This is a genomic window from Tepidimonas sp. (assembly GCF_036825565.1).
Classification (GTDB): Bacteria; Pseudomonadota; Gammaproteobacteria; order Burkholderiales; family Burkholderiaceae_C; genus Tepidimonas.
Genome location: NZ_DAISXZ010000009.1, coordinates 20,279 through 41,780, shown reverse-complemented (window position 1 = coordinate 41,780; position 21,502 = coordinate 20,279). Strand labels below are relative to the sequence as shown.

General features: G+C 68.2%; 18 protein-coding genes and 1 tRNA gene. 17 read left to right on the top strand and 2 right to left on the bottom strand.

Translation table 11 applies throughout. The annotated features are described in order from the left end of the window. Both V7026_RS02825 and V7026_RS02820 read right to left on the bottom strand, forming a co-directional pair. Window positions 1-1,976 (bottom strand): putative bifunctional diguanylate cyclase/phosphodiesterase (locus tag V7026_RS02825; RefSeq protein ID WP_334153737.1); only part of this gene is annotated, 1,976 nt, incomplete at its 3' end. Further along, the gene (locus V7026_RS02820; RefSeq protein WP_334153725.1) at window positions 1,919-4,357 is read right to left on the bottom strand and encodes a CheR family methyltransferase; all 2,439 of its coding nucleotides are present in this window, start codon (window positions 4,355-4,357) and stop codon (window positions 1,919-1,921) included. The genes V7026_RS02825 and V7026_RS02820, both read right to left, overlap by 58 nt. Before the next feature lie 52 nt (window positions 4,358-4,409). Between V7026_RS02820 and tsaD the strand changes: the two genes are divergently transcribed. The 17 genes from tsaD (at window position 4,410) to nuoH (ending at window position 21,496) form a co-directional block, all read left to right on the top strand. After that, on the top strand, window positions 4,410-5,468 hold the full coding sequence (gene tsaD, locus V7026_RS02815) for a tRNA (adenosine(37)-N6)-threonylcarbamoyltransferase complex transferase subunit TsaD (RefSeq protein ID WP_334153723.1): 1,059 nt from the start codon (window positions 4,410-4,412) through the stop codon (window positions 5,466-5,468). 202 nt (window positions 5,469-5,670) lie between these two features. Continuing rightward, the gene (locus V7026_RS02810) at window positions 5,671-7,005 is read left to right on the top strand and encodes a branched-chain amino acid ABC transporter substrate-binding protein (protein ID WP_443082307.1); all 1,335 of its coding nucleotides are present in this window, start codon (window positions 5,671-5,673) and stop codon (window positions 7,003-7,005) included. A 37-nt stretch (window positions 7,006-7,042) separates the two neighbouring features. Next, window positions 7,043-8,233: a pyridoxal phosphate-dependent aminotransferase gene (locus tag V7026_RS02805; protein WP_334153721.1), complete on the top strand. Its 1,191-nt coding sequence runs from the start codon at window positions 7,043-7,045 to the stop codon at window positions 8,231-8,233. Between the two features lie 113 nt (window positions 8,234-8,346). Next, window positions 8,347-8,613 carry a 30S ribosomal protein S15 gene (gene rpsO, locus V7026_RS02800; protein WP_068609165.1) on the top strand — a complete coding sequence of 89 codons (267 nt, stop codon included), beginning with the start codon at window positions 8,347-8,349 and terminating at the stop codon, window positions 8,611-8,613. A gap of 255 nt (window positions 8,614-8,868) precedes the next feature. After that, window positions 8,869-11,007 carry a polyribonucleotide nucleotidyltransferase gene (gene pnp, locus V7026_RS02795; protein ID WP_334153718.1) on the top strand — a complete coding sequence of 713 codons (2,139 nt, stop codon included), beginning with the start codon at window positions 8,869-8,871 and terminating at the stop codon, window positions 11,005-11,007. Between the two features lie 40 nt (window positions 11,008-11,047). After that, a complete protein-coding gene (locus V7026_RS02790; RefSeq protein ID WP_334153733.1) occupies window positions 11,048-12,049 on the top strand; it encodes an NAD(P)H-quinone oxidoreductase in 1,002 nt (333 codons plus the stop codon). 14 nt (window positions 12,050-12,063) lie between these two features. Further along, complete coding sequence (gene tpiA / locus V7026_RS02785) at window positions 12,064-12,813, top strand: triose-phosphate isomerase (protein WP_334153731.1); 750 nt, start codon at window positions 12,064-12,066, stop codon at window positions 12,811-12,813. A 45-nt stretch (window positions 12,814-12,858) separates the two neighbouring features. Continuing rightward, the gene (gene secG, locus V7026_RS02780; RefSeq protein ID WP_334153717.1) at window positions 12,859-13,242 is read left to right on the top strand and encodes a preprotein translocase subunit SecG; all 384 of its coding nucleotides are present in this window, start codon (window positions 12,859-12,861) and stop codon (window positions 13,240-13,242) included. A gap of 134 nt (window positions 13,243-13,376) precedes the next feature. After that, a tRNA-Leu gene (locus V7026_RS02775) sits at window positions 13,377-13,461 on the top strand. A 50-nt stretch (window positions 13,462-13,511) separates the two neighbouring features. Beyond that, the gene (locus V7026_RS02770) at window positions 13,512-13,871 is read left to right on the top strand and encodes an NADH-quinone oxidoreductase subunit A (RefSeq protein ID WP_334153716.1); all 360 of its coding nucleotides are present in this window, start codon (window positions 13,512-13,514) and stop codon (window positions 13,869-13,871) included. A 57-nt stretch (window positions 13,872-13,928) separates the two neighbouring features. Then, window positions 13,929-14,408 (top strand): NuoB/complex I 20 kDa subunit family protein, encoded by a 480-nt coding sequence (locus V7026_RS02765; RefSeq protein WP_068609170.1) that lies wholly within the window; start codon window positions 13,929-13,931, stop codon window positions 14,406-14,408. A gap of 49 nt (window positions 14,409-14,457) precedes the next feature. Next, a complete protein-coding gene (locus tag V7026_RS02760) occupies window positions 14,458-15,096 on the top strand; it encodes an NADH-quinone oxidoreductase subunit C (RefSeq protein ID WP_334153729.1) in 639 nt (212 codons plus the stop codon). A 30-nt stretch (window positions 15,097-15,126) separates the two neighbouring features. Then, entirely contained in the window at window positions 15,127-16,380 is a 1,254-nt protein-coding gene (locus V7026_RS02755; RefSeq protein WP_334153714.1) for an NADH-quinone oxidoreductase subunit D, read from the top strand. Beyond that, entirely contained in the window at window positions 16,377-16,907 is a 531-nt protein-coding gene (gene nuoE, locus V7026_RS02750; protein ID WP_334153713.1) for an NADH-quinone oxidoreductase subunit NuoE, read from the top strand. The genes V7026_RS02755 and nuoE overlap by 4 nt, the downstream gene beginning before the upstream one ends. Then, window positions 16,904-18,256, top strand: coding sequence for an NADH-quinone oxidoreductase subunit NuoF (nuoF, locus tag V7026_RS02745; RefSeq protein ID WP_334153712.1), 1,353 nt, complete (start codon window positions 16,904-16,906; stop codon window positions 18,254-18,256). Before nuoE ends, nuoF begins: the two co-directional genes overlap by 4 nt. 13 nt (window positions 18,257-18,269) lie before the next feature. Continuing rightward, the gene (gene nuoG / locus V7026_RS02740; protein ID WP_334153710.1) at window positions 18,270-20,417 is read left to right on the top strand and encodes an NADH-quinone oxidoreductase subunit NuoG; all 2,148 of its coding nucleotides are present in this window, start codon (window positions 18,270-18,272) and stop codon (window positions 20,415-20,417) included. Then, window positions 20,414-21,496, top strand: a complete 1,083-nt coding sequence (gene nuoH, locus V7026_RS02735) for an NADH-quinone oxidoreductase subunit NuoH (RefSeq protein ID WP_334153709.1) — start codon at window positions 20,414-20,416, stop codon at window positions 21,494-21,496. The genes nuoG and nuoH overlap by 4 nt, the downstream gene beginning before the upstream one ends. Window positions 21,497-21,502 lie beyond the last annotated feature (6 nt).

Here is a 21,502-nt window from a genome sequence, read left to right as displayed (position 1 = left end):
GCCGCAATCTCGAGCACGGCCGTCACGATGCGCTCGCTTGGGCCGCCGGTGCCGACGTGGTCCGTGAAGCGCTTGTCGATCTTGAGCTCGTCCACCGGCGTGCGCAGCAGGTAGGCCAAGCTTGAATACCCGGTGCCGAAGTCGTCCAGCGCCACCAGAGCGCCGCGTTCGCGCACCCGCTGCAGCCAGCTCAGGGTCGAGGGGCTGTCGGCCATCCAGACGGATTCGGTCACCTCGATGGTCAGGTGGGGCAGGGCCGCGCCGTGCTCGTCCAGCCATTCGCGCAAGGCGCTGTCACCAAACTGCGTGGCCGAGACGTTGACCGACAACCGAAAATCATCGCCCCAACGCGCCGCGGCCTCCAACGCGGCGCGGGCCGTTTCGCGCAGCACCCAGGCGCCGATGCGGCGGATCTGGCCGCTGGATTCGGCCACACCGATGAACTCGGCCGGGGACACGAGGCCCCGCTCCGGGTGGCGCCAGCGCAGCAGCACCTCGGCCCCCCGCACCTGGCGCTGCGGCAGGGTGACCATGGGCTGGTAGTGCAGTTCGAACTGGCCCTGGGTCAGCGCCTGCTCCAGGCCTGCCTTGATTTCCGCCAGGCGCCGGGTGCGGCTCTCCATCTGCGGCGAGTAAAACCGCATCCGGTCGCGGCCGCCGTTCTTGGCCGCGTACATGGCCGTGTCGGCCATGCGCAGCAGCTCTTCGGGCGTTTCGCCGTCGGAGGGGTGGGCGGCGATGCCGACACTGCCGCTCAGCCGCAGGGTCTGGTCGCCCACATGGAAAGGCTGGCGCAGCGACTGCAGCACGGTGTCGGCGATTCGCTCGACCACCAGGGGCGACTCCGCCCCGTCGATCAGCATCACGAACTCGTCGCCGCCAAAGCGCGCGATGGTGTCGTTCGGCCGCAGGGTCCGGCGGATGCGCGACGCCGTCTCGACGAGGACGGCGTCGCCCATCTCGTGCCCATGCACATCGTTGACCTCTTTGAAGCCGTCCAGGTCGCAGAACATGACGTAGACCGGATGGCCGTCGCGTTGCGCCCGCAGCAGCGCCTGCTCCAGCCGGTCCCGGTACAGGCGGCGGTTGGGCAGCCCGGTCAGGGCGTCGTAGTTGGCCTGGCGAAAGATGGTCTGCTCGCGCAGCTTGGCTTCTTCGATGTTCTCGAGCAAGACCACCACCAGATCGCCCGATCCCAGCGCGGATCGGGCCAGCGACAGGTGTTGCCGCGTCCAGCGCTGGGCGCCTTCGCGGGTGTGCAGGCGTTGCTCCAGCGGCGGCGGCGAGCGCCCGCTGAGCAGCGAGCGCCATTGCACCTGCATGGCGCCCCGGTCGTCGACGTCCACCCAGTCGATCCAGCGGGTGCCGCGCAGCTCGGCATCGGTGGCGCCCAGCCGCAGGGTCAGCGCGCCGTTGCATTCGATGACCACGCCGCTGCCGTCGCACACGGCGATGCCGACGCTGGGGTTGTCCCAAACGGCCTGCAGCCGCGCGTGGGCGCTGCGCTCGCGTTGCTCGAGCTGGACCATCTCCGTCACATCCAGCAGCGACGCGGCAATCAGTGTGGTTTGGCCGTCGCTGGCGGTGATGCGGCTGGCGCGCTCCTGCAGGTGGCGCCAGCCGCCATCGCGCGTTTGCACGCGGTAGCGCTGCGTCCATTGCGGGACCGTGTCGTCGCGCCATCGGTCGATGACACGGGCGCGTTCGTCGCTGGCGATGGCGTCGATCCACGCCCCGAGCTTGGGCGGCGTCGGGGTGGCGTCGGCCGGGCCGAACCAGTCCTGATAGCGGTGGGAGGCGTAGATCAACCGCTCGTTGCGGGGATCGAACAGCAGGACCGCCTCGTGCAGTGCCTCGGTCAGGGCGCTGAGCCGGGTCTGGAGTTCCAGTCGGGCTTTCTCGGCGCTTTGCAGCTCCGTCAGGTCGGTGACGGAGAGGACGTAGCCGGTGCGTGCGTCGTGGGTTTGCCACGGCACCAACTGCACCAGATAGCGCGCCTGGGCCAGCTCGATCTGGCCCTGCCAGGGGCCGGGCGCCCCCTTGGCCACATGCTCCACCAGTTCCCCCGGCCAGGGAAAGTGCCGGTCGTCGAAGGTCCAGGGCAGGCCAGTTGCGCCTCGCGCAGCACGAGCATGTCCTGCGCCGGCCGGTTGTAGCGCAGCAAGCGCCGCTCGTGGTCCAGCACGGCGAGGGCGGTGCCGGCGCTTTCCTGCACGGCGTGCAGCAGGTCGTTGAGCTGTTGCTGCTCGCGCAGCGAGCGGTCCAGCTCTTCGTTGAGGGTGCGCAGCTCCTCGTTGGAGGCTTCCAGCTCTTCGTTGGAGGCTTCCAGCTCCTCGGAGGTGACGCTCAACGCCTCGTTGACCTGCTGCAACTTGCTCTGGCTGTGCTCCAGCGCCTCGATCAGGCTTTGCAGGCGTTCCTCGTGCAGTCCATGCGGCTCGTCGGGCGCGGGCGGCGGCTGCCCAGACCCGTCCGTGTTCGCGCTGGGCGGACGGCCGAAACTGAAGATCAGATACGTGTCCTGCCCCTGGTCGAGCCGGGCGGCTTCGAGCACGTAGGCGGGCCGCTCCGCGATGGGCGGCAAGGGCACGCGCACGGCGGCCTCTTGCGTGATCAGCAGGCGGTGCTGCGCCAACTGCACATCGCGCCGCCACGCGGCCGGCACCAGGTTGGGCAGGGTCAATTCCGCCGTCGGGCCGGCCGGCCAATGCATCAGGCCTTCCATGGGGCCGACCACGTGCAGGGGGTGGCCCTCGCGGTCGACCAGCACGGTAGGCGCGGCATAGCGGCCGATCAGGTAGCTCAGCAGGCGTTCGCGCAGGTCGTTTTCCAGCCGGTCCACTGGGCGCAACTGCGGCGGCGTCGCGGGGTGCAGGGGGGCGACCATGCCGCGCCTGGGGTGGCGCCGCCCCAGCCCCGGCAGCGGCTGGCGGGCGCTGGCATCGCTGCGCTTGCGCCACAGGTGCTCCTGGACGGAGACAGCCTGGAACCAGGGGTGGACGCGGCTGGACAGGTCTTCGGAGCGCCCCAGCATCAGCAAGCCATCGGGCACCAGGGCGTAGTGCAAACGGCTCAGAACCTCGTCCTTGGCTTGGCCCTTGAAGTAGATCAGCACATTGCGGCAGGCGACCAAGTCCATGCGCATGAACGGCAGATCCTGTAAGACGTCGTGGTGGGCGAACATGCAGCGCCGGCGCAAGTCCTGCTGTACCCGCAGCGTGTGCCCGATGCGGGTGAAGTACCGCTCGCGCCATGCCGGCGGCAGGCCATGGACGCTGTCCTCGTCGAACACCCCGTTGCGCGCCTGTTCCAGGGCCGGGTCGCTGACGTCCGAGCCCAGCACCACCCAGTCCATGCTGCAGCCCAGCTCGGCAAGGACATCGTCGGTCAGCATGGCCAGACCATAGACTTCCTCGCCGGTCGAGCACCCCACCGACCACAGGCGCAGGGTCGTCGCGCCCGCGGAGTAGCGGGCCCGGATGTATTCCCGCCACGCCAGGCGCAGCGAATTGAACGCCGACGGGTTGCGCAGCCATTCGGTCACGCCGATGGTCAGCGATTGCAGCAACGCTTGCACGAGCTGGGGGTCGTTCTGCGCGTCCTGGGCGAGTTGCGCCAGGCTGGACGCGCCATGCTGGCGCATCACGCGCTCGAAAAGGCGGCGCAGCGTGGCTTCCTGGTATTGGCCCAGATCCAGGCCGGAACGGCTGCCCAGGCGCTCGACCAGTGCGTGAAAGGCCGCCCGTTCGCCCGCCATGTCGGCCTTGCCGTGCATGGGCACAGAGCCGTCGATCCAGTCGCCCAGTCGTCGTCCCAGCGCCACGGCGCTGGCGACGTGGTCTGCCAGCCCCCGGTCGATCAGGGCTTGCGGCATGCTGGCAAACGGGGCCTTGCTGGGCTGTTCGGTCCAGACCGCGCCACCGGCCTCGCGCACGACGCGCGCGCCCGCCGCCCCGTCCTGACCCGTGCCGGACAGAACGATGGCCAGCGCATGCCGTCCGAGTGCCCGTGCGGCGGAGCTGAATAGGCGGTCCAGCGAGGGCACGGACGCCGGGCCGGACTTAGCGGCATAGAGCCGCAGCACGCGGCCGTCGATTTCGACGTGGTGTCCGGGCGGGGTGACATATAGCCGGCCGCCGCGCAAGGGCATGCCGTCTGCGATGGGCTGCACGGGGATGCGCGTGACTGCCTGCAGCAGCCGTACCAGGGCCGACGGTTCGTTGCCGGCGAGGTGCTGGGCCACGATGGCCGCCATGCGCGGGTCGTGCGGCATCGCGGCCACCAGCTCGCGCAGCGGCTCCAATCCTCCGGCGGAAGCGCCGATCAGGGCGACGAGGCGCGGCGACGCTGCATTCAATTGGTGACCCCTTCGACCGGACCATTGTAGGAGGAATGCGTACACTGCGCCCATGAAAATCTTGGGGATCGAATCGTCGTGTGACGAAACCGGTGTCGCCCTGGTCGAGGCGGCGCCGCAGGGCGTGCCGCGCCTGTTGGGGGCCGCGCTGCACAGCCAGGTGGCCATGCACCGGGACTACGGCGGGGTCGTGCCGGAGCTGGCCAGTCGCGACCACATTCGCCGCGTGCTGCCGCTGACCGAGGCCGCGTTGGCCCAGACCGCGGTGGCGCTGCACGCCATCGATGCCGTCGCCTACACCCGTGGCCCGGGCCTGGCTGGTGCGCTGCTGGTGGGGGCGGGTGTGGCTTGCGCCTTGGCGGCCGCGTTGGGCGTGCCCGCGGTCGGTGTGCACCATTTGGAAGGGCATCTGCTGTCGCCCTTTCTGAGTGCCGATCCACCGGCCTTTCCCTTCGTCGCCTTGCTCGTGTCGGGCGGGCACACGCAGCTGATGCGCGTGGACGGCGTGGGGCGCTACCACCTGCTGGGCGAGACCATCGACGACGCCGCCGGGGAGGCGTTCGACAAATCGGCCAAGGTGCTGGGGCTGGGCTACCCGGGCGGCCCGGCCTTGTCGCGCCTCGCCGAGCAGGGCGACCCCGCCTCCTTTGCGCTGCCCCGGCCGCTGCTGCACAGCGGCGATCTGGATTTTTCGTTCGCCGGGCTCAAGACGGCGGTGCTGACCCAGGCGCGCAAGCTGGGCCCGGCGCTCGAGGCGCGCAAGGCGGACCTGGCTGCGGCGACCGAGGCGGCCATCGTGGATGTGCTGGTGCACAAGGCGCGTGCGGCGCTGAAGGCCACGGGCTTGAACCGTCTGGTCGTTGCCGGCGGGGTGGGCGCCAACCGCCGTCTGCGCGCCCAACTGGGCGAAGCGGCCACGCGCCACGGCTGGCGGCTGCATTACCCCGAGGTTGCCTTGTGCACCGACAACGGGGCCATGATCGCGCTGGCCGCCGCGATGCGCTGGCAAGTGGGTGCGTGGTCGGCCGCGGATCGGGCGTGGGCTTTCGACGTCCTGCCTCGCTGGCCGCTGGAGGCCGTGGCCCTCGCCCCCGACGCGGTTGCCGAGTAGCCGCCCCGGGGGCAGCTCGCTCGCGGCAGGCGCCGTCCGACGGGCGGCGCGACCCGACGATGACCGCTGTCGGCAATGCTTCGTAATTATGAATTACGACCGGGTTTTCCCGCTAGAATCCGTCCCGCAGCGGAGAGCGATGCGCGGGGGCAAGCCCGCGCCGCGATCCGGCGAATACGGCACAAAGAAAGGAATCGAACGTATGACGCAGGCATGGGACGCGGGACGGCGGCAATGGTTGGTGCGCGCCGGCGCACTGGGGTTGGCGGGGTGGATGGGGGCAGTGTCTGCCCAGTCCGCGGCGGGGCGCGGGGACGGGGCCATCCGGCTGGCGCTGATCGAAACGCTGTCCGGCCCGTTCGGCAACACCGGCGAGGCGGTGTTTCGCAACCTGGTCTGGGCGGCCGAGCGCGTCAACGCCCGGGGCGGCATCGAAGTCGCCCCCGGGGTGCGCCGGCCGCTGCAGATCGTGCGCTACGACAGCAAGGGGCAGCCGCAGGAGGCGCTGTCCGCGCTGCAAGCCGCGCTCGACGATGGCATCACCCTGATTGCCCAGGGCAACTCGTCCGCGGTGGCGGCGGCCTTGATCGAGGCCATCAACCGCCACAACGAGCGCGAGCCGCAGCGGCAGGTGCTGTTCCTCAACTACTCGGCGGTGGACCCCATTCTGACCAACGAGCGCTGCAGCTACTGGCACTTCCGCTTCGACGCGCACGCGGACATGCGCATGGCGGCGCTGATGAGCGTGCTCAAGGCCGACAGCGAGGTGCGCAGCGTCTACCTGATCGGGCAGGACTACAGCTTTGGCCAGGCGGTGCTGCGCGAGGCTCGGCGCCAACTCGCCCTGCAGCGCCCCGATGTGCGCATCGCGGGGGAGGAGCTGCACCCGATGGCGCGCATCAAGGATTTTTTGCCCTATGTCACCAAGATCAAGGCCAGCGGTGCCCAGGCGGTCATCACGGGCAACTGGGGCAATGACCTGACGCTGCTGGTGCGCGCCGCGCGCGAGGTGGGCTTCGAAGGCAAGTTCTACACCTTCTACGGCAATGCGCTGGGGGCACCCGCCGCCATCGGCGACGCGGGCATCGGCAAGGTGATTGCGGTGGCGGACTGGTTCCCCAACGCGCCGGGCGCGGAGTCGCGCCGCTTCTACGAGGCTTTTCGCCAGCGCTTCCCCAACCCCGCGGACGACTATTTGCACATGCGCATGCAGCTCATGGTCGAGGCGCTGGCCCAGGCCATCGAATCCGCTGCTCGCACGGGGGGCGCAGCGGGCGGTGCGGCTACACTGCCGGGGGCGGCGCGCATCGCGCGGGCGCTGGAGCAGGCGGACGTCGCCTTGGCCGGGCAGCGCCTGCGCATGCGGGCGGCCGACCACCAGGCCCAGCAGCCGTTGATGGTCGCCGTCATGGACCGGCAGGGCGCCCCCGGCGTGCCGTTCGACGTCGAGGGGTCGGGGTATGGTTTTCGGGTGCTGCAGCGGCTGGACGCCGCCGCGGCCGAGCAACCCCACACCTGCCGGATGACCCGTCCCTGAAGCCGGGCCGCGCGCGGCCCGAAGGAGTTTGTTCGCCATGCGTTCCGTCGTCGCCGCGCTCGAAGAATCCCGCATCCGGGAAGTGGCCAACGCCGGCTTGGGCCGCCCCGTTGTGCTGCGCTTCTGGTTTGGCGAGAGCGACGAGGTCACGCCCGAGGTCGTGCGCGCCGCGGCCATCGCGTCGTTGCAGGCGGGCGAGACCTTTTATGCCCACAACCTGGGGTTGCCGGAACTGCGCGAAGCGATTGCCGCCTATATGGCGCACACCCATCCGGCCCAGTCGCGTCAGGCCGCCGATTGGTTTGGCCGGATCGCGGTCACGTCCGGCGGCGTCAACGGGCTGATGCTGGCGGCCCAGGCGCTGGTCGATGCGGGTGACGAGGTGGTCGTCGTCGAGCCGGCCTGGCCCAATCTGGTCGCCCAGCCGCGCATTCTGGGGGCGCGGGTGCGCACCGTGTCGCTGGCGCCGGACGCGTACGGCCACTGGCGGCTGGACCTGTCCGCGCTGCTGGGCGCCATCACCCCGGCGACCCGGCTGCTGGTCGTCAACTCGCCCAACAACCCCACGGGCTGGACGCTCGATGCCCGCGAGCAGGCGGCGATTCTGGCCCACTGTCGCGGCACCGGGACATGGATCGTGGCCGACGAGGTGTACGAGCGTTTGTACTACCCCGATGGCGAAGGCGCCGGCGACGCCGCCTGTGCGCCGAGCTTTCTCGATCTGGCCCAACCCGAGGATCGGCTGATCGTCGCGCACAGCTTCTCCAAGAGCTTTTTGATGACGGGCTGGCGCCTGGGCTGGCTGGTGCTGCCGCCCTCGTTGACCCACGCGCTGGGCAAGCTGGTCGAGTACAACACGAGCTGCGCGCCGGTGTTCGTCCAGCGGGGGGCGCTGGCGGCCTTGCAACAGGCGCACGAGCGGGTGCCGCCGCTGGTGGCGCGCTTTCGGCAGGGGCGAGACACCCTGCTGGCGGCGTTGACGGCGCTGCCCGGTGTGCAGGTGGCGCCGCCCCCGGGGGGCATGTATGTGTTTTTCCGCTTGGCCGGGCAGGGGGACGATGATCTGGCCTTGGCCAAGCAACTTGTGCGGGAGGCGGGCCTGGGTCTGGCGCCGGGCAGCGCCTTCGGCGACGCCGGCCGGGGGTGGCTGCGCTGGTGCTTTGCCAGCCGCGACCCGGCGCGCTTGCAGCAGGGCGTCGACCGCCTGCGGGAGTGGTTGCGGCTATAATGCGCGGCTGCCCTGCGTCATGCAGGGTGCATCACGCCCGCTGCGGCAACGCGTCGTTCCATGGTTGGATTGGCGCTCACCTGCGGCAGGACGCATGTTCATCCGAGGTATCCATGATTGCTTCCGACGTCAAAGCCAAAGTCATCGCCGACAACGCCCGCGGCCCCAACGACACGGGCAGCCCCGAGGTCCAGGTCGCGCTGCTGACGGCCCGCATCAACGAGCTGACCCCCCACTTCAAGACCCACGCCAAGGACCACCACGGCCGCCGCGGCCTGCTCAAGCTGGTGAGCCGCCGCCGCAAGCTGCTCGACTACCTGAAGGCCAAGGACGCCGACCGCTACGTCGCGCTGATCCAGAAGCTGGGCCTGCGCAAGTAATCGGCGATCGACCACGCCACCGGGTGTATGCCCGCCATGCACGCCAAGCGCCCGGGGCCGGCCGTCGGTCCAGGGCGCTTTTTGTCGCATCATGACCATTTTTTCCGCCTGACGGCCGATCCGGCCTGAGGGCATTGCGGCCTCAGCGGCCCAGAGCGAAGCTGTGTCATTCCACTGCCGTCCCGTCTTCGGGGGCCGCCATGGAATGGCATCGTGTTCTGACGCTGGCGGCCTTCCACTCCAGGAGTTGCATCCATGAGCCTGTTTCAGAAACACACCAAGACCTTCCAGTGGGGCCGTCACACGGTCACGATGGAAACCGGCGAGATCGCCCGCCAGGCCACCGGCGCGGTGCTGCTCGACATGGACGGCACCGTCGTGCTGGCCACCGTCGTTGCCCGCCCCGAGGCCAAGCCCGGCCAGGACTTCTTCCCGCTGACAGTCGATTACGTCGAAAAGGCGTATGCCGCCGGCAAGATTCCGGGCAGCTTTTTCAAGCGCGAGGGCCGTCCGAGCGAGTACGAGACGCTGACCAGCCGCCTGATCGACCGCCCGATCCGGCCGCTGTTTCCGGACGGCTTTTTCAACGAGGTGCAGATCGTCGTCCACACACTGTCGCTCAACCCGGACGTCGATGCCGACATCCCGGCGATGATCGCCTCCAGCGCCGCGCTGGCCATCAGCGGCATCCCGTTCAACGGCCCGATCGGCGCCGCGCGCGTCGGCTACATCAACGGCGAGTACGTGCTCAACCCCAGCCCGGCGGACAAGGCCAATTCGCGCCTGGATCTGGTCGTGGCGGGCACCGAGTCGGCGGTGCTGATGGTGGAGTCCGAGGCCGACCAACTCACCGAAGAAGTGATGCTGGGCGCGGTCGTCTTCGGCCACGAGCAGGGCAACATCGCGATTGCCGCCATCAACGACCTGGTGCGTGCGGCCGGCAAGCCGGCCTGGAGCTGGCAGCCGCCGGCGCGCGACGAGGCGCTGATCGCCAAGGTCACCGAGCTGGGCGAAGAGCGGCTGCGTGCGGCCTACCAGATCCGCAACAAGCAGGCGCGCACCCAGGCCTGCCGCGAGGCCTACGCCACCGTCAAGGCGGGCCTTGCCGAGCAGGGCATGGCGTTTGACGAGGTCAAGGTCGACGGCCTGCTGTTCGAGATCGAGGCGCGCATCGTGCGCCAGCAGATCCTGAACGGCGAGCCGCGCATTGACGGCCGCGACACGCGCACCGTGCGCCCGATCGAGATCCGCACCGGCGTGTTGCCGCGTACGCATGGCTCGGCGCTGTTCACGCGCGGCGAGACGCAGGCGCTGGTGATCGCCACCCTGGGTACCGAGCGCGACGCGCAGATCATCGACGCGCTGTCGGGCGAGTACCAGGACCGCTTCATGCTGCACTACAACATGCCACCGTTCGCCACCGGCGAGACGGGGCGCGTCGGTGCGCCGAAGCGGCGCGAGATCGGCCACGGCCGCCTGGCTAAGCGGGCGTTGGTGGCCTGCCTGCCGAGCAAGGACGAGTTCCCCTACACCATCCGCGTCGTCTCCGAGGTGACCGAGTCCAACGGCTCCTCCTCGATGGCCACCGTCTGCGGCGGGTGCCTGGCGCTGATGGACGCCGGCGTGCCGATGAAGGCGCACGTGGCCGGCATCGCCATGGGTCTGATCAAGGAGGGCAACAAGTTCGCGGTGCTGACCGACATTCTGGGTGACGAGGACCACCTGGGCGACATGGACTTCAAGGTCGCCGGCACCACGCAGGGCGTCACGGCACTGCAGATGGACATCAAGATCCAGGGCATCACCAAGGAGATCATGCAGGTGGCGCTGGCGCAGGCCAAGGAGGCGCGCCTGCACATCCTGGACAAGATGCAAGGCGCCATCGCCGGCGCGCGCGCGGACATTTCGGCCTACGCGCCGCGCCTGTACACCATGAAGATCAACCCGGAGAAGATCCGCGACGTGATCGGCAAGGGCGGCGCCACCATCCGCGCGCTGACCGAAGAGACCGGCACGACGATCGACATCGCCGAGGACGGCACCATCACCATCGCCTCCACCGACGCCGATCGCGCGGCCGAGGCGCGCCGCCGCATCGAGGAGATCACCGCCGAGGTGGAGGTCGGTCAGATCTACGAAGGCCCGGTGACCAAGATCCTGGACTTCGGCGCCCTGGTCAACATTCTGCCCGGCAAGGACGGGCTGTTGCACATCAGCCAGATCGCGCACCAGCGTGTCGAGAAGGTGTCGGACTTCTTGCAGGAAGGACAGATCGTCAAGGTCAAGGTGCTGGAGACCGACGACAAGGGCCGCATCAAGCTGTCGATGAAGGCCTTGCTGGACCGTGGCGAGTCAGCCGCCCAGCAGCAGCAACAGCAACAGCAACAGCAGTGAGCCGGGTTTGACCGGCAGGAGGTGTCCCGTGGCCCCGCTGATGCACGCGATCGAGATCTCCGCCTACGGCGCGCCGGACGTGCTGCGCCTGGTGCAGCGTCCGCGTCCGGAGGCAGGTGAGGGCGAGGTGCGCATCCGCGTCAGCGCCTCGGGTGTCAACCGGCCCGATGTGCTGCAGCGCCGCGGCCAGTACGCCCCGCCGCCCGGCGCGCCCGATCTGCCGGGGCTGGAGGTGGCGGGTACCATCGACAGCGGTGACGTCGAGGCGATGGAGACCGCGGGTTTGCGCATCGGCGACCGCGTCTGCGCGCTGGTTGCTGGTGGAGGCTACGCCGAGTATTGCGTCGCCCCGATCGGCCAGTGCCTGCCCATTCCGCGCGGCTGGAGCGATGTCGAGGCCGCGGGCATTCCGGAAACCTTCTTCACCGTCTGGAGCAACGTCTTCGACCGCGGCCGCCTGCAGGCCGGGGAGGTCCTGCTGGTGCAGGGGGGCTCCAGCGGCATCGGCGTGACGGCCATCCAGATGGCGCGCGCCATGGGCGCTCGCGTTCTGGTGACGGTCGGCTCGGCCGAAAAGGCCGAGGCGTGTGTGCGCCTGGGCGCCGACCAAGCCATCCTCTACCGCAGCCAGGACTTCGTGGCCGAGGTGGCGCGCCTGACGGGCGGGCGGGGCGTCGATGTGATCCTCGACATGGTCGCGGGCCCCTATGTTGCGCGGGAGATCGACTGCCTGGCCGAGGACGGCCGGCTGGTCATCATCGCGGTGCAGGGCGGCACCGAGGCAGCGTTCGACGCGGGCAAGGTGCTGCGCCGGCGCCTGACCATCACCGGCTCCACCCTGCGCCCGCGGTCGGTCGCGTTCAAGGCCGCCATCGCGCGCGAACTGCGCCAGCACGTCTGGCCGCTCATCGAACGCGGGGCCATCCGTCCGGTGGTGCACCGCGTCTTTCCGGCCGGGCAGGCGGCGCACGCCCATGCCCTCATGGAGAGCAACCAGCACATCGGCAAGATCGTGCTCGACTGGTCGGGTGCCGCGGCTTGACGCCGCGCAGGAGGATTGGAGTGCGTAAACTGATCGCAGGCAACTGGAAAATGCACGGCAACCTGGCCGACAACGATGCGCTGCTGCGCGCGTTGCGCGACGGGTTGGCGGCCGATGCGCGCGCCGATGTGGCCGTGTGCGTGCCGGCACCGTATCTGGCGCAGGCGCAGGCGCTGTGTGCCGGCGGCCCCGTGACCTGGGGGGCACAGGACGTCTCGGTGCACGAGGCCGGCCCTTACACCGGCGAGGTGAGCGCGACGATGCTGCGCGACTTCGGCTGCCGTTGGGTCATCGTTGGCCATTCCGAGCGACGCCAGTACCACGGCGAAACGGACGAGACCGTGGCGCGCAAGGCGCAGCGCGCGCTGGCCTGCGGTATCACCCCCATCGTGTGCGTCGGCGAGACCGAGGCCCAGCGCGCGCAGGGCGACACCGAACTGGTTGTCAAGCGCCAACTCGCCGCGGTCATCCATGCGGTGGGTCATTGCGTCACCGAAATCGTGGTCGCCTACGAGCCGGTGTGGGCCATCGGCACGGGGCGCACCGCCACGCCCGAGCAGGCCCAGGCGGTCCACGCCGTGCTGCGCGCACAACTGCGCGCGGCGGCCTCCAGTGAGCGGCGGGTGCGCATCCTCTACGGCGGCAGCATGAACGCGGGCAACGCCGCCGCGCTGCTGGCCCAGCCCGACATCGACGGGGGACTCATCGGCAGCGCCTCACTCAAGGCCCGTGAGTTCCTCCACATCATCGCGGCAGCGCCCTGAGTGGGGCGCGCCGATCGGATCGCTTGTCGACTTTCAGGAGTGCTCATGAACGTGCTGTTCACGTTGTTGATGGTGGTGCAAGTGCTGTCCGCGCTGGCCATGATCGGGCTGGTGCTGGTGCAGCACGGCAAAGGCGCCGACGCCGGCGCAGCGTTTGGGGGTGGGGCATCGGCCAGCCTGTTCGGTGCGTCGGGTGGCGCCAATTTCCTGTCGCGCAGCACGGCCGTGCTGGCGACGGTCTTCCTCGCCGCGACGTTGGCGCTGGCCTTCATGGGCTACCAGCGCCCCAAGGCCGCCGGCTCCGGCAGCGTGCTCGAAAGCGTTCCGGCGGTCCCGCTGGCACCGACCGCGCCGGCCGCCCCCGCCGCTTCGGGCGCCGCCCCGGCGCAGTCGCCGGCAGTCGGCGCCGCGCAGATTCCGGGACAGTGAGGCCGCGGCCGCGGGCTGCCGCGCCCGCGTGCCCCGGAAAGGGGAACTTTTCCGGGTACAATCCTCGACATCGTCGATGCACGATTCGCAGCTGGGGCGGTGCAGCCAAATCCAGCGTTCGACGATGCCCCATTGCCGACGTGGTGAAATTGGTAGACACGCTATCTTGAGGGGGTAGTGGCGAAAGCTGTGCGAGTTCGAGTCTCGCCGTCGGCACCAGTCCAGATATCGATAAAGCGCCCGCAGGGCGCTTTTTTCCGGAGGCGCCCGTGAGCCTTGAGCAGTACCTTCCCGTATTTCTGTTCATTCTGGTGGGCTTGGGTGTTGGGGTACTCCCGCAGGTATTTGGCTACCTGCTGGGCCCCAATCGTCCGGATCCCGAGAAAAACTCCCCCTACGAATGCGGCTTCGAGGCCTTCGAGGACGCGCGCATGAAGTTCGATGTGCGCTACTACCTCGTGGCCATCCTGTTCATCCTGTTCGATCTGGAAATCGCCTTTTTGATTCCCTGGGCGGTGGCGTTTGCCGACATCGGCGCAACGGGCTTCTGGGCGGGTGTGATGTTCCTGATGATCCTCGTGGTGGGTTTCGTCTACGAGTGGAAGAAGGGTGCGCTCGACTGGGAGTGAGTGGGCGCGAGAGGCGGCACAGCGGGCGAAACGGCAGGCAATACCTGGGAGCGGCAGATGATCGAAGGTGTGTTCAAGGAAGGCTTTTTCACCACCAGCTACGACGCCGTGGTGAATTGGGCCAAAACCGGATCGCTGTGGCCGATGACCTTCGGGCTGGCGTGCTGCGCGGTGGAGATGATGCACGCCGCGACGGCCCGCTACGACATCGCCCGCTTCGGCGCCGAGGTGTTTCGCGCCAGCCCCCGGCAGTCCGACCTGATGATCGTCGCCGGCACGCTGTGCAACAAGATGGCACCTGCGCTGCGCAAGGTGTACGACCAGATGGCCGAGCCGCGCTGGGTGCTGTCCATGGGATCGTGTGCCAACGGCGGCGGCTATTACCACTACAGCTACTCGGTGGTGCGCGGCTGCGACCGCATCGTGCCCGTCGATGTGTATGTGCCCGGCTGCCCGCCGACGGCCGAGGCGCTGCTGTACGGGATCATCCAGTTGCAGCACAAGATCCGCCGCACCAACACCATCGCCCGCGTCTGACGGGGCGACCCCGCGCGGAGCCTGAGGAGGAGTATCGATGACCTCGACGATGCAAGCCGGCGCCTGGGCGGCGCTCGCTTCCCAATCCGTCCGTCCGGCGGACGAGGCGGTGCGCGATGCCGTGGCCGCCGCCCTCGGCGAGCGGGCCCAGAGCGTGACCCTGTCCCGCGGCGAAGTGACCGTGGTGGTGCCGGCGTCGCAGTACCTCGAGGTCATGCAGACCCTGCGCGATGCCCCGGGTTGCCGCTTCGAGCAACTGCTCGACCTGTGCGGCGTGGATTATTCGACCTACCGCGACGGCGCGTGGGAAGGGTCGCGCTTTGCCGTCGTGTCCCACTTGCTGTCGGTCAGCCTGAACCAGCGCGTGCGGGTGCGCACCTTCTGCCCCGACGACGACTTTCCGGTCATTGACTCCGTGACGTCGGTCTGGCCCTCGGCCAACTGGTATGAGCGCGAGGCTTTCGATCTGTTCGGCATCGTGTTCGAGGGCCACGCGGATCTGCGTCGCATCCTCACCGACTATGGCTTTATCGGCCACCCGTTCCGCAAGGACTTCCCCCTGTCCGGCCACGTCGAGATGCGTTATGACCCCGAGCGGCGGCGCGTCATTTACGAGCCGGTCACCATCGAGCCGCGCGAGATCACCCCGCGCATCATCCGCGAAGACGCGTACGGGGGGCTGCACTGACGGGCCGCGCGCCCCGAGGGTAGATCCGTCATGGCTGACATCAAGAACTACACCCTGAACTTCGGTCCGCAGCATCCGGCCGCGCACGGCGTGCTGCGTCTGGTGCTGGAGCTCGACGGCGAGGTCGTGCAGCGTGCCGACCCCCACATCGGTCTGCTACATCGCGCCACCGAGAAGCTTGCCGAGCACAAGACGTTCATCCAGTCGCTGCCTTACATGGATCGGCTGGACTACGTCTCGATGATGTGCAACGAGCACGCCTACTGCCTGGCGATCGAAAAGCTGCTGGGCATCGAGGTGCCGATCCGCGCGCAGTACATCCGCGTGATGTTCTCGGAGATCACCCGGCTGCTCAACCACCTGATGTGGCTGGGCTCGCACGGAAACGACTGCGGCAGCTCCACCATCCTGCTGTATTGCTTTCGCGAGCGCGAGGACCTGTTCGACATGTACGAGGCGGTGTCTGGCGCGCGCATGCATGCGGCCTATTTCCGTCCGGGCGGGGTCTACCGCGACCTGCCGGACACGATGCCGCAGTACAAGGTCAGCAAGATCCGCAACGCGCGGGCGCTGGAGGAGCTCAACCAGAACCGCCAGGGCTCGCTGCTGGACTTCATCGACGACTTCACACAGCGCTTCCCCAAGTATCTCGAGGAGTACCACACGCTCCTGACCGACAACCGCATCTGGAAGCAGCGCACCGTCGGCATCGGCGTGGTCCCGCCCGAAAAGGCGCTGGCCATGGGCATGACCGGCCCCATGTTGCGCGGCTCCGGCATCGCCTGGGACCTGCGCAAAAAGCAGCCCTACGAGGTGTACGACCGGCTCGATTTCGACATCCCGGTCGGCAAGACGGGCGACACCTACGACCGCTACCTCGTGCGCATGGAGGAGATGCGTCAGTCCAACCGCATCATCAAGCAGTGCGTGGACTGGCTGCGCACCAACCCGGGGCCGGTCATCACCGACAACACCAAGGTCGCACCGCCCAAGCGCGAGGCGATGAAGACCAACATGGAAGAGCTGATCCACCACTTCAAGCTCTTCACCGAAGGCTTCCACGTCCCCGAGGGCGAGGCCTACGCGGCGGTCGAGCACCCCAAGGGCGAGTTCGGCATTTACCTGGTCAGCGACGGGGCCAACAAGCCCTACCGCCTGAAGATCCGCGCGCCGGGGTTTGCCCATCTGTCCTGCCTCGACGAAATGGCGCGCGGTCACATGCTGGCCGACGCCGTCGCCATCATCGGCACCCTGGACATCGTTTTTGGAGAGATCGACCGATGAGCACCGAATCCCGCACCGTCGAGCCGATGGTGCTGTCCGAGGCGACACTGGCCCGGTTCGCGCGCGAGGTCGCCAAATACCCGGCTGATCAGCGCCAGTCGGCGGTGATGGCGTGTCTGGCCATCGTGCAACAGGAGCAGGGCTGGGTCAGCCCGGCGGCCGAGCGGGCCGTGGCCAACTACCTGGGCATGGCGCCGATCGCCGTGCACGAGGTCACGACCTTCTACAACATGTACAACCAGCAGCCGGTCGGGCGCTTCAAGCTCAACGTCTGCACCAATCTGCCGTGCCAGTTGCGCGACGGCGCCAAGGCGCTGCAGTATCTGGCCGAGAAGCTGGGCATCCGCCCGGGCGAGACCACCGCCGACGGCACCTTCACCCTGCAGCCCTGTGAGTGTCTGGGGGCCTGTGCCGATGCGCCGGTGATGTTGGTCAATGACCGGCACATGTGCAGCTTCATGACGACCGAGCGGCTCGACCAACTGGTCGATGGCCTGCGCGCCACGGCTGCGGAGGGCCAGGCATGAACGTCCACCAACTCCTGCAGCAGTTTCAGGCGACCGGGGTGCAGACCTGCTTCCACGGCCGCCACATCCAGCCGCAGATCTACGCGGGTTTGGACGGTACCAACTGGCGCCTGAAGGATTACGAGGCGCGCGGCGGCTACCAGGCGCTGCGCCGCATCCTGGGCAAGGACGGTGGCGAGGGCCTCACGCCCGATCAGGTGATCGCTGAGGTCAAGGCCAGCGCCCTGCGCGGGCGGGGTGGCGCGGGCTTCCCTACCGGCCTGAAGTGGAGCTTCATGCCGCGCCAGTTTCCGGGCCAAAAGTACCTCGTATGCAATTCGGACGAGGGCGAACCCGGCACCTGCAAGGACCGCGACATCCTTATGTACAACCCGCACATCGTCATCGAGGGGATGGCGATCGCTGCGTATGCCATGGGCATCTCGGTCGGCTACAACTACATCCACGGCGAGATCTTCCAGGTCTACGAGCGCTTCGAAGCCGCACTGGAAGAGGCCCGTGCCGCCGGCTACCTGGGCGACAACATCCTCGGCAGCGGTTTTGGCTTCCAGCTCCACGCCCACCACGGATTCGGCGCCTACATCTGCGGGGAAGAAACCGCGCTGCTCGAGTCGCTGGAGGGCAAGAAAGGTCAGCCGCGCTTCAAGCCGCCGTTTCCGGCCAGCTTTGGCCTGTACGGCAAGCCGACCACCATTAACAACACCGAGACGTTCGCCGCGGTGCCCTGGATCATTCGCCACGGCGGTCAGGCTTATTTGGAGGTTGGCAAGCCCAACAATGGCGGCACCAAGATTTTTTCGGTCAGCGGGGACGTCGAGCGGCCCGGAAACTACGAAATCCCCCTGGGTACACCGTTTGCCAAGCTGCTGGAGCTGGCGGGCGGCGTACGCGCGGGGCGTCAGCTCAAGGCGGTGATTCCCGGTGGGTCCTCGGCGCCGGTGCTGCCCGCTTCGATCATGATGGACTGCACGATGGACTACGACTCCATCGCCAAAGCGGGCTCCATGCTGGGGTCGGGCGCCGTCATCGTGATGGACGACACGCGCTGCATGGTCAAGTCGCTGCAGCGGCTGAGCTACTTCTACATGCACGAGTCCTGCGGCCAGTGCACGCCCTGCCGTGAGGGTACGGGCTGGCTGTGGCGGGTGGTCGATCGCATCGAGAACGGCCAGGGTCGCCCCAGCGATCTCGACCTGCTCGACAACGTGGCCGAAAACATCATGGGCCGCACGATCTGTGCGCTGGGCGACGCGGCGGCGATGCCGGTGCGCGGGATGATCAAACACTTCCGCCACGAGTTCGTCCACCACGTCGAACACAAGACCTGCATGGTCCCGGCCTACGTCTGAAGTGAGCGCCTCCATGGTTGAAATCGAACTCGACGGCAAGAAGGTGGAGGTCCCGCCCGGCAGCATGGTCATGCATGCGGCCGAAAAAGCGGGCGTCTACGTGCCGCACTTCTGCTACCACAAGAAGCTGTCCATCGCGGCCAACTGCCGCATGTGCCTGGTTGATGTGGAGAAGGCGCCCAAGCCCATGCCGGCCTGCGCCACACCCGTGACCATGGGCATGGTCGTGCGTACGAAGAGCGACAAGGCCATCAAGGCGCAAAAGGCGGTGATGGAGTTTTTGCTTATCAACCACCCGCTGGACTGCCCGATCTGTGACCAGGGCGGCGAGTGCCAGTTACAAGACCTGGCGGTGGGCTACGGCGGCACGCGCTCGCGTTACGAGGAAGAAAAGCGCATCGTCTTCCACAAGAACGTCGGGCCGCTGATCTCGATGGAGGAGATGAGCCGCTGCATCCACTGTACCCGTTGTGTGCGCTTCGGGCAGGAGATCGCCGGGGTCATGGAACTCGGCATGAGCCACCGCGGCGAGCACTCCGAGATCGAGACCTTCCTCGGCCAGACGGTGGACTCCGAGCTGTCCGGCAACATGATCGACCTGTGCCCGGTCGGTGCGCTGACCAGCAAGCCGTTCCGCTACGCCGCACGCACCTGGGAGCTGGCGCGGCGCAAGAGCATCAGCCCGCACGACTCCACCGGCGCCAATCTGGTCGTGCAGGTCAAGGGCGACCGCGTGCTGCGTGTCGTGCCGCTGGAAAACGAAGCCGTCAACGAGTGCTGGATCGCTGACCGCGACCGCTTCAGCTACGAGGCGCTCAACGGGCCGGACCGTGTGACGCAGCCCATGATCAAACAGGGCGGCGAGTGGCGCACGGTGGACTGGTCGACCGCGCTGGAATACGTGGCCAACGGTCTCAAAGGCGTGCGTGAGCGGCACGGCGCAGGCGCAATCGGCCTGCTGGCCAGCCCCCATGCAACCGTCGAAGAACTGGCCCTGGGGCGTGCCCTGATGGCGGGGTTGGGCAGCCCCAATCTGGACCATCGGCTGCGCGCGGCCACGTTCGACCACGCGGCGCCGGCGGGGCAGGCCCGCTGGCTGGGTCTGCCGATTGCCGAACTGTCCACGTTGGAGCGGGTGTTCGTCGTCGGCTCCAATCTGCGCAAGGACCATCCGCTGTTTGCGCAGCGCATTCGGCAGGCGGCCCGCAAGGGGGCCCAGGTGTCCGCGCTGGCGGCGGAGGCCGTCGATTGGGCGATGCCCTTGCACCGCGTGCTGACTGCACCGGCTGCCGACTGGGTCGCAGCCTTGGCCGGCGTCGCCGCCGCGGTGGCCGAGGCCAAGGGCGTCGCCGTCCCCGCGGGGGTGGAAGGTGTCGCCGTCGACGACGCCGCGCGGGCCGTCGCGCAGTCGCTGCTCGGCGGCGAGCGCAAGGCCGTGCTGTTGGGCAATGCCGCGGCACACCATGCCCGCGCGGCATCGCTGCTGGCTCTGGCGCAGTGGATTGCGCAACAGACCGGTGCCCGCTGGGGCTACCTGACCGAGGCGGCCAATACCGTGGGGGCTCAACTCGTCGGCGTGTTGCCGGGCGAGGGTGGGCTGGACGCGCAGCGCATGTTGGGTGGTGCGCTCAAGGCCGCCGTGCTACTGGGCGTGGAGCCGGGCGCCGATACCGCGGGGGACGGTGCCGCGCTGGCCGCGGCCGAGTTGGTCGTGACGCTCAGCCCGTTCAAAACCAACCTTGCCATCAGCGATGTGCTGTTGCCGGTGGCGCCGTTCACCGAAACCTCCGGCTCGTTCGTCAATGCCGAGGGCCGGCTGCAAAGCTTCCAGGCTGTGGTCAAGCCGTTGGGCGAAACCCGGCCCGGTTGGAAGGTGCTGCGTGTGCTGGGCAACCTGCTGGGGCTGTCTGGCTTCGAGCAGACCTCCTCGCAGGAGGTGCTGGCGCAGGCGCTGCCCGGCGTGGCCCACGGCGAGTTTGTGCCGGCCGAGCGGCTGAACAACCGTGTCACGGTCGAGGCCATCGACCGGACGCCGGCCGCGGGCGAGCCCTGTGTGGCCGCCATTTACCAGTTGGATGCGCTGGTGCGGCGCGCGCCCGCGCTGCAGGCGACGGCGGACGGCCGTGCGGCCCGGGTCGCTGCTGAAGGAGTGTGCACATGATCGACGCGATCTACCAAGGAGGGCTACACCTCAGCATGGCGGCGTGGTGGACGCAAGCCGGCTGGCCGGTGATCTGGATCCTGCTCAAGATCGTCGTGCTGCTGGCCCCGCTGATGCTGCTGGTGGCCTACCTGACGTGGTGGGAGCGGCGGCTGCTTGGCTTCATGCAGGTGCGCCTTGGGCCCAACCGCGTCGGGCCGTTTGGCTTGTTGCAACCCATCGCCGACGCCCTCAAGCTGTTGACCAAGGAATTGATCCGCCCCACGGCGGCCAACAACGGTCTGTTCCGCCTGGGGCCGATCATGGCCATCATGCCGGCGCTGGCCGCGTGGGTGGCCATTCCGTTCGGGCCGGACGTGGTGCTGGCCAACGTCAATGCCGGCCTGCTGGTGATTCTGGCCATCACGTCTATCGAGGTCTACGGCGTCATCATCGCCGGTTGGGCGTCCAACTCCAAGTACGCTTTCCTCGGCGCGCTGCGCGCCTCGGCGCAGATGGTGAGCTACGAGATCGCGATCGGCTTTTGCTTCCTCGTCGTGGTGATGACCGCCGGCAGCCTGAATCTGGCGGAGATCGTGGCCTCGCAGTCGCGCGGCGTGGCGGCCGACATGGGGCTCAACTTCCTGTCGTGGAACTGGCTGCCGCTGCTGCCGATTTTCATGGTCTATCTGATCTCGGCGGTGGCCGAGACCAACCGCCACCCGTTCGACGTCGTCGAGGGCGAGGCCGAGATCGTGGCCGGCCACATGGTCGAATACTCGGGCATGGGCTTCGCGATCTTCTTCCTGGCCGAGTACGCCAGCATGTGGTTGGTGTCGATTCTGGCAGTGCTGATGTTCCTGGGTGGTTGGCTGCCGCCCATCGACAGCGCCGTGTTCAACGCCATCCCGGGCTGGGTTTGGCTGGGCCTGAAGACCACCGTCGTGGTGTCCATGTTCATCTGGATCCGGGCCACGTTCCCGCGCTTCCGCTACGACCAGATCATGCGTCTGGGCTGGAAGATCTTCATCCCGGTGACGCTAATCTGGCTGCTGCTGGTGGGCGCCGTGATGCAGACGTCGTGGAATCCCTGGAAGTGAAGGAGG

What these genes read in the sequence shown, in the direction of transcription:
- nuoE (WP_334153713.1), top strand. Translation starts at nt 16,377, where the DNA reads ATGAGCACCGAATCCCGCACCGTCGAGCCGATGGTGCTGTCCGAGGCG.
- nuoF (WP_334153712.1), top strand. Translation starts at nt 16,904, where the DNA reads ATGAACGTCCACCAACTCCTGCAGCAGTTTCAGGCGACCGGGGTGCAG.
- nuoG (WP_334153710.1), top strand. Translation starts at nt 18,270, where the DNA reads ATGGTTGAAATCGAACTCGACGGCAAGAAGGTGGAGGTCCCGCCCGGC.
- V7026_RS02755 (WP_334153714.1), top strand. Translation starts at nt 15,127, where the DNA reads ATGGCTGACATCAAGAACTACACCCTGAACTTCGGTCCGCAGCATCCG.
- pnp (WP_334153718.1), top strand. Translation starts at nt 8,869, where the DNA reads ATGAGCCTGTTTCAGAAACACACCAAGACCTTCCAGTGGGGCCGTCAC.
- rpsO (WP_068609165.1), top strand. Translation starts at nt 8,347, where the DNA reads ATGATTGCTTCCGACGTCAAAGCCAAAGTCATCGCCGACAACGCCCGC.
- V7026_RS02810 (WP_443082307.1), top strand. Translation starts at nt 5,671, where the DNA reads ATGACGCAGGCATGGGACGCGGGACGGCGGCAATGGTTGGTGCGCGCC.
- secG (WP_334153717.1), top strand. Translation starts at nt 12,859, where the DNA reads ATGAACGTGCTGTTCACGTTGTTGATGGTGGTGCAAGTGCTGTCCGCG.
- V7026_RS02760 (WP_334153729.1), top strand. Translation starts at nt 14,458, where the DNA reads ATGCAAGCCGGCGCCTGGGCGGCGCTCGCTTCCCAATCCGTCCGTCCG.
- V7026_RS02805 (WP_334153721.1), top strand. Translation starts at nt 7,043, where the DNA reads ATGCGTTCCGTCGTCGCCGCGCTCGAAGAATCCCGCATCCGGGAAGTG.
- V7026_RS02765 (WP_068609170.1), top strand. Translation starts at nt 13,929, where the DNA reads ATGATCGAAGGTGTGTTCAAGGAAGGCTTTTTCACCACCAGCTACGAC.
- tsaD (WP_334153723.1), top strand. Translation starts at nt 4,410, where the DNA reads ATGAAAATCTTGGGGATCGAATCGTCGTGTGACGAAACCGGTGTCGCC.
- nuoH (WP_334153709.1), top strand. Translation starts at nt 20,414, where the DNA reads ATGATCGACGCGATCTACCAAGGAGGGCTACACCTCAGCATGGCGGCG.
- V7026_RS02790 (WP_334153733.1), top strand. Translation starts at nt 11,048, where the DNA reads ATGCACGCGATCGAGATCTCCGCCTACGGCGCGCCGGACGTGCTGCGC.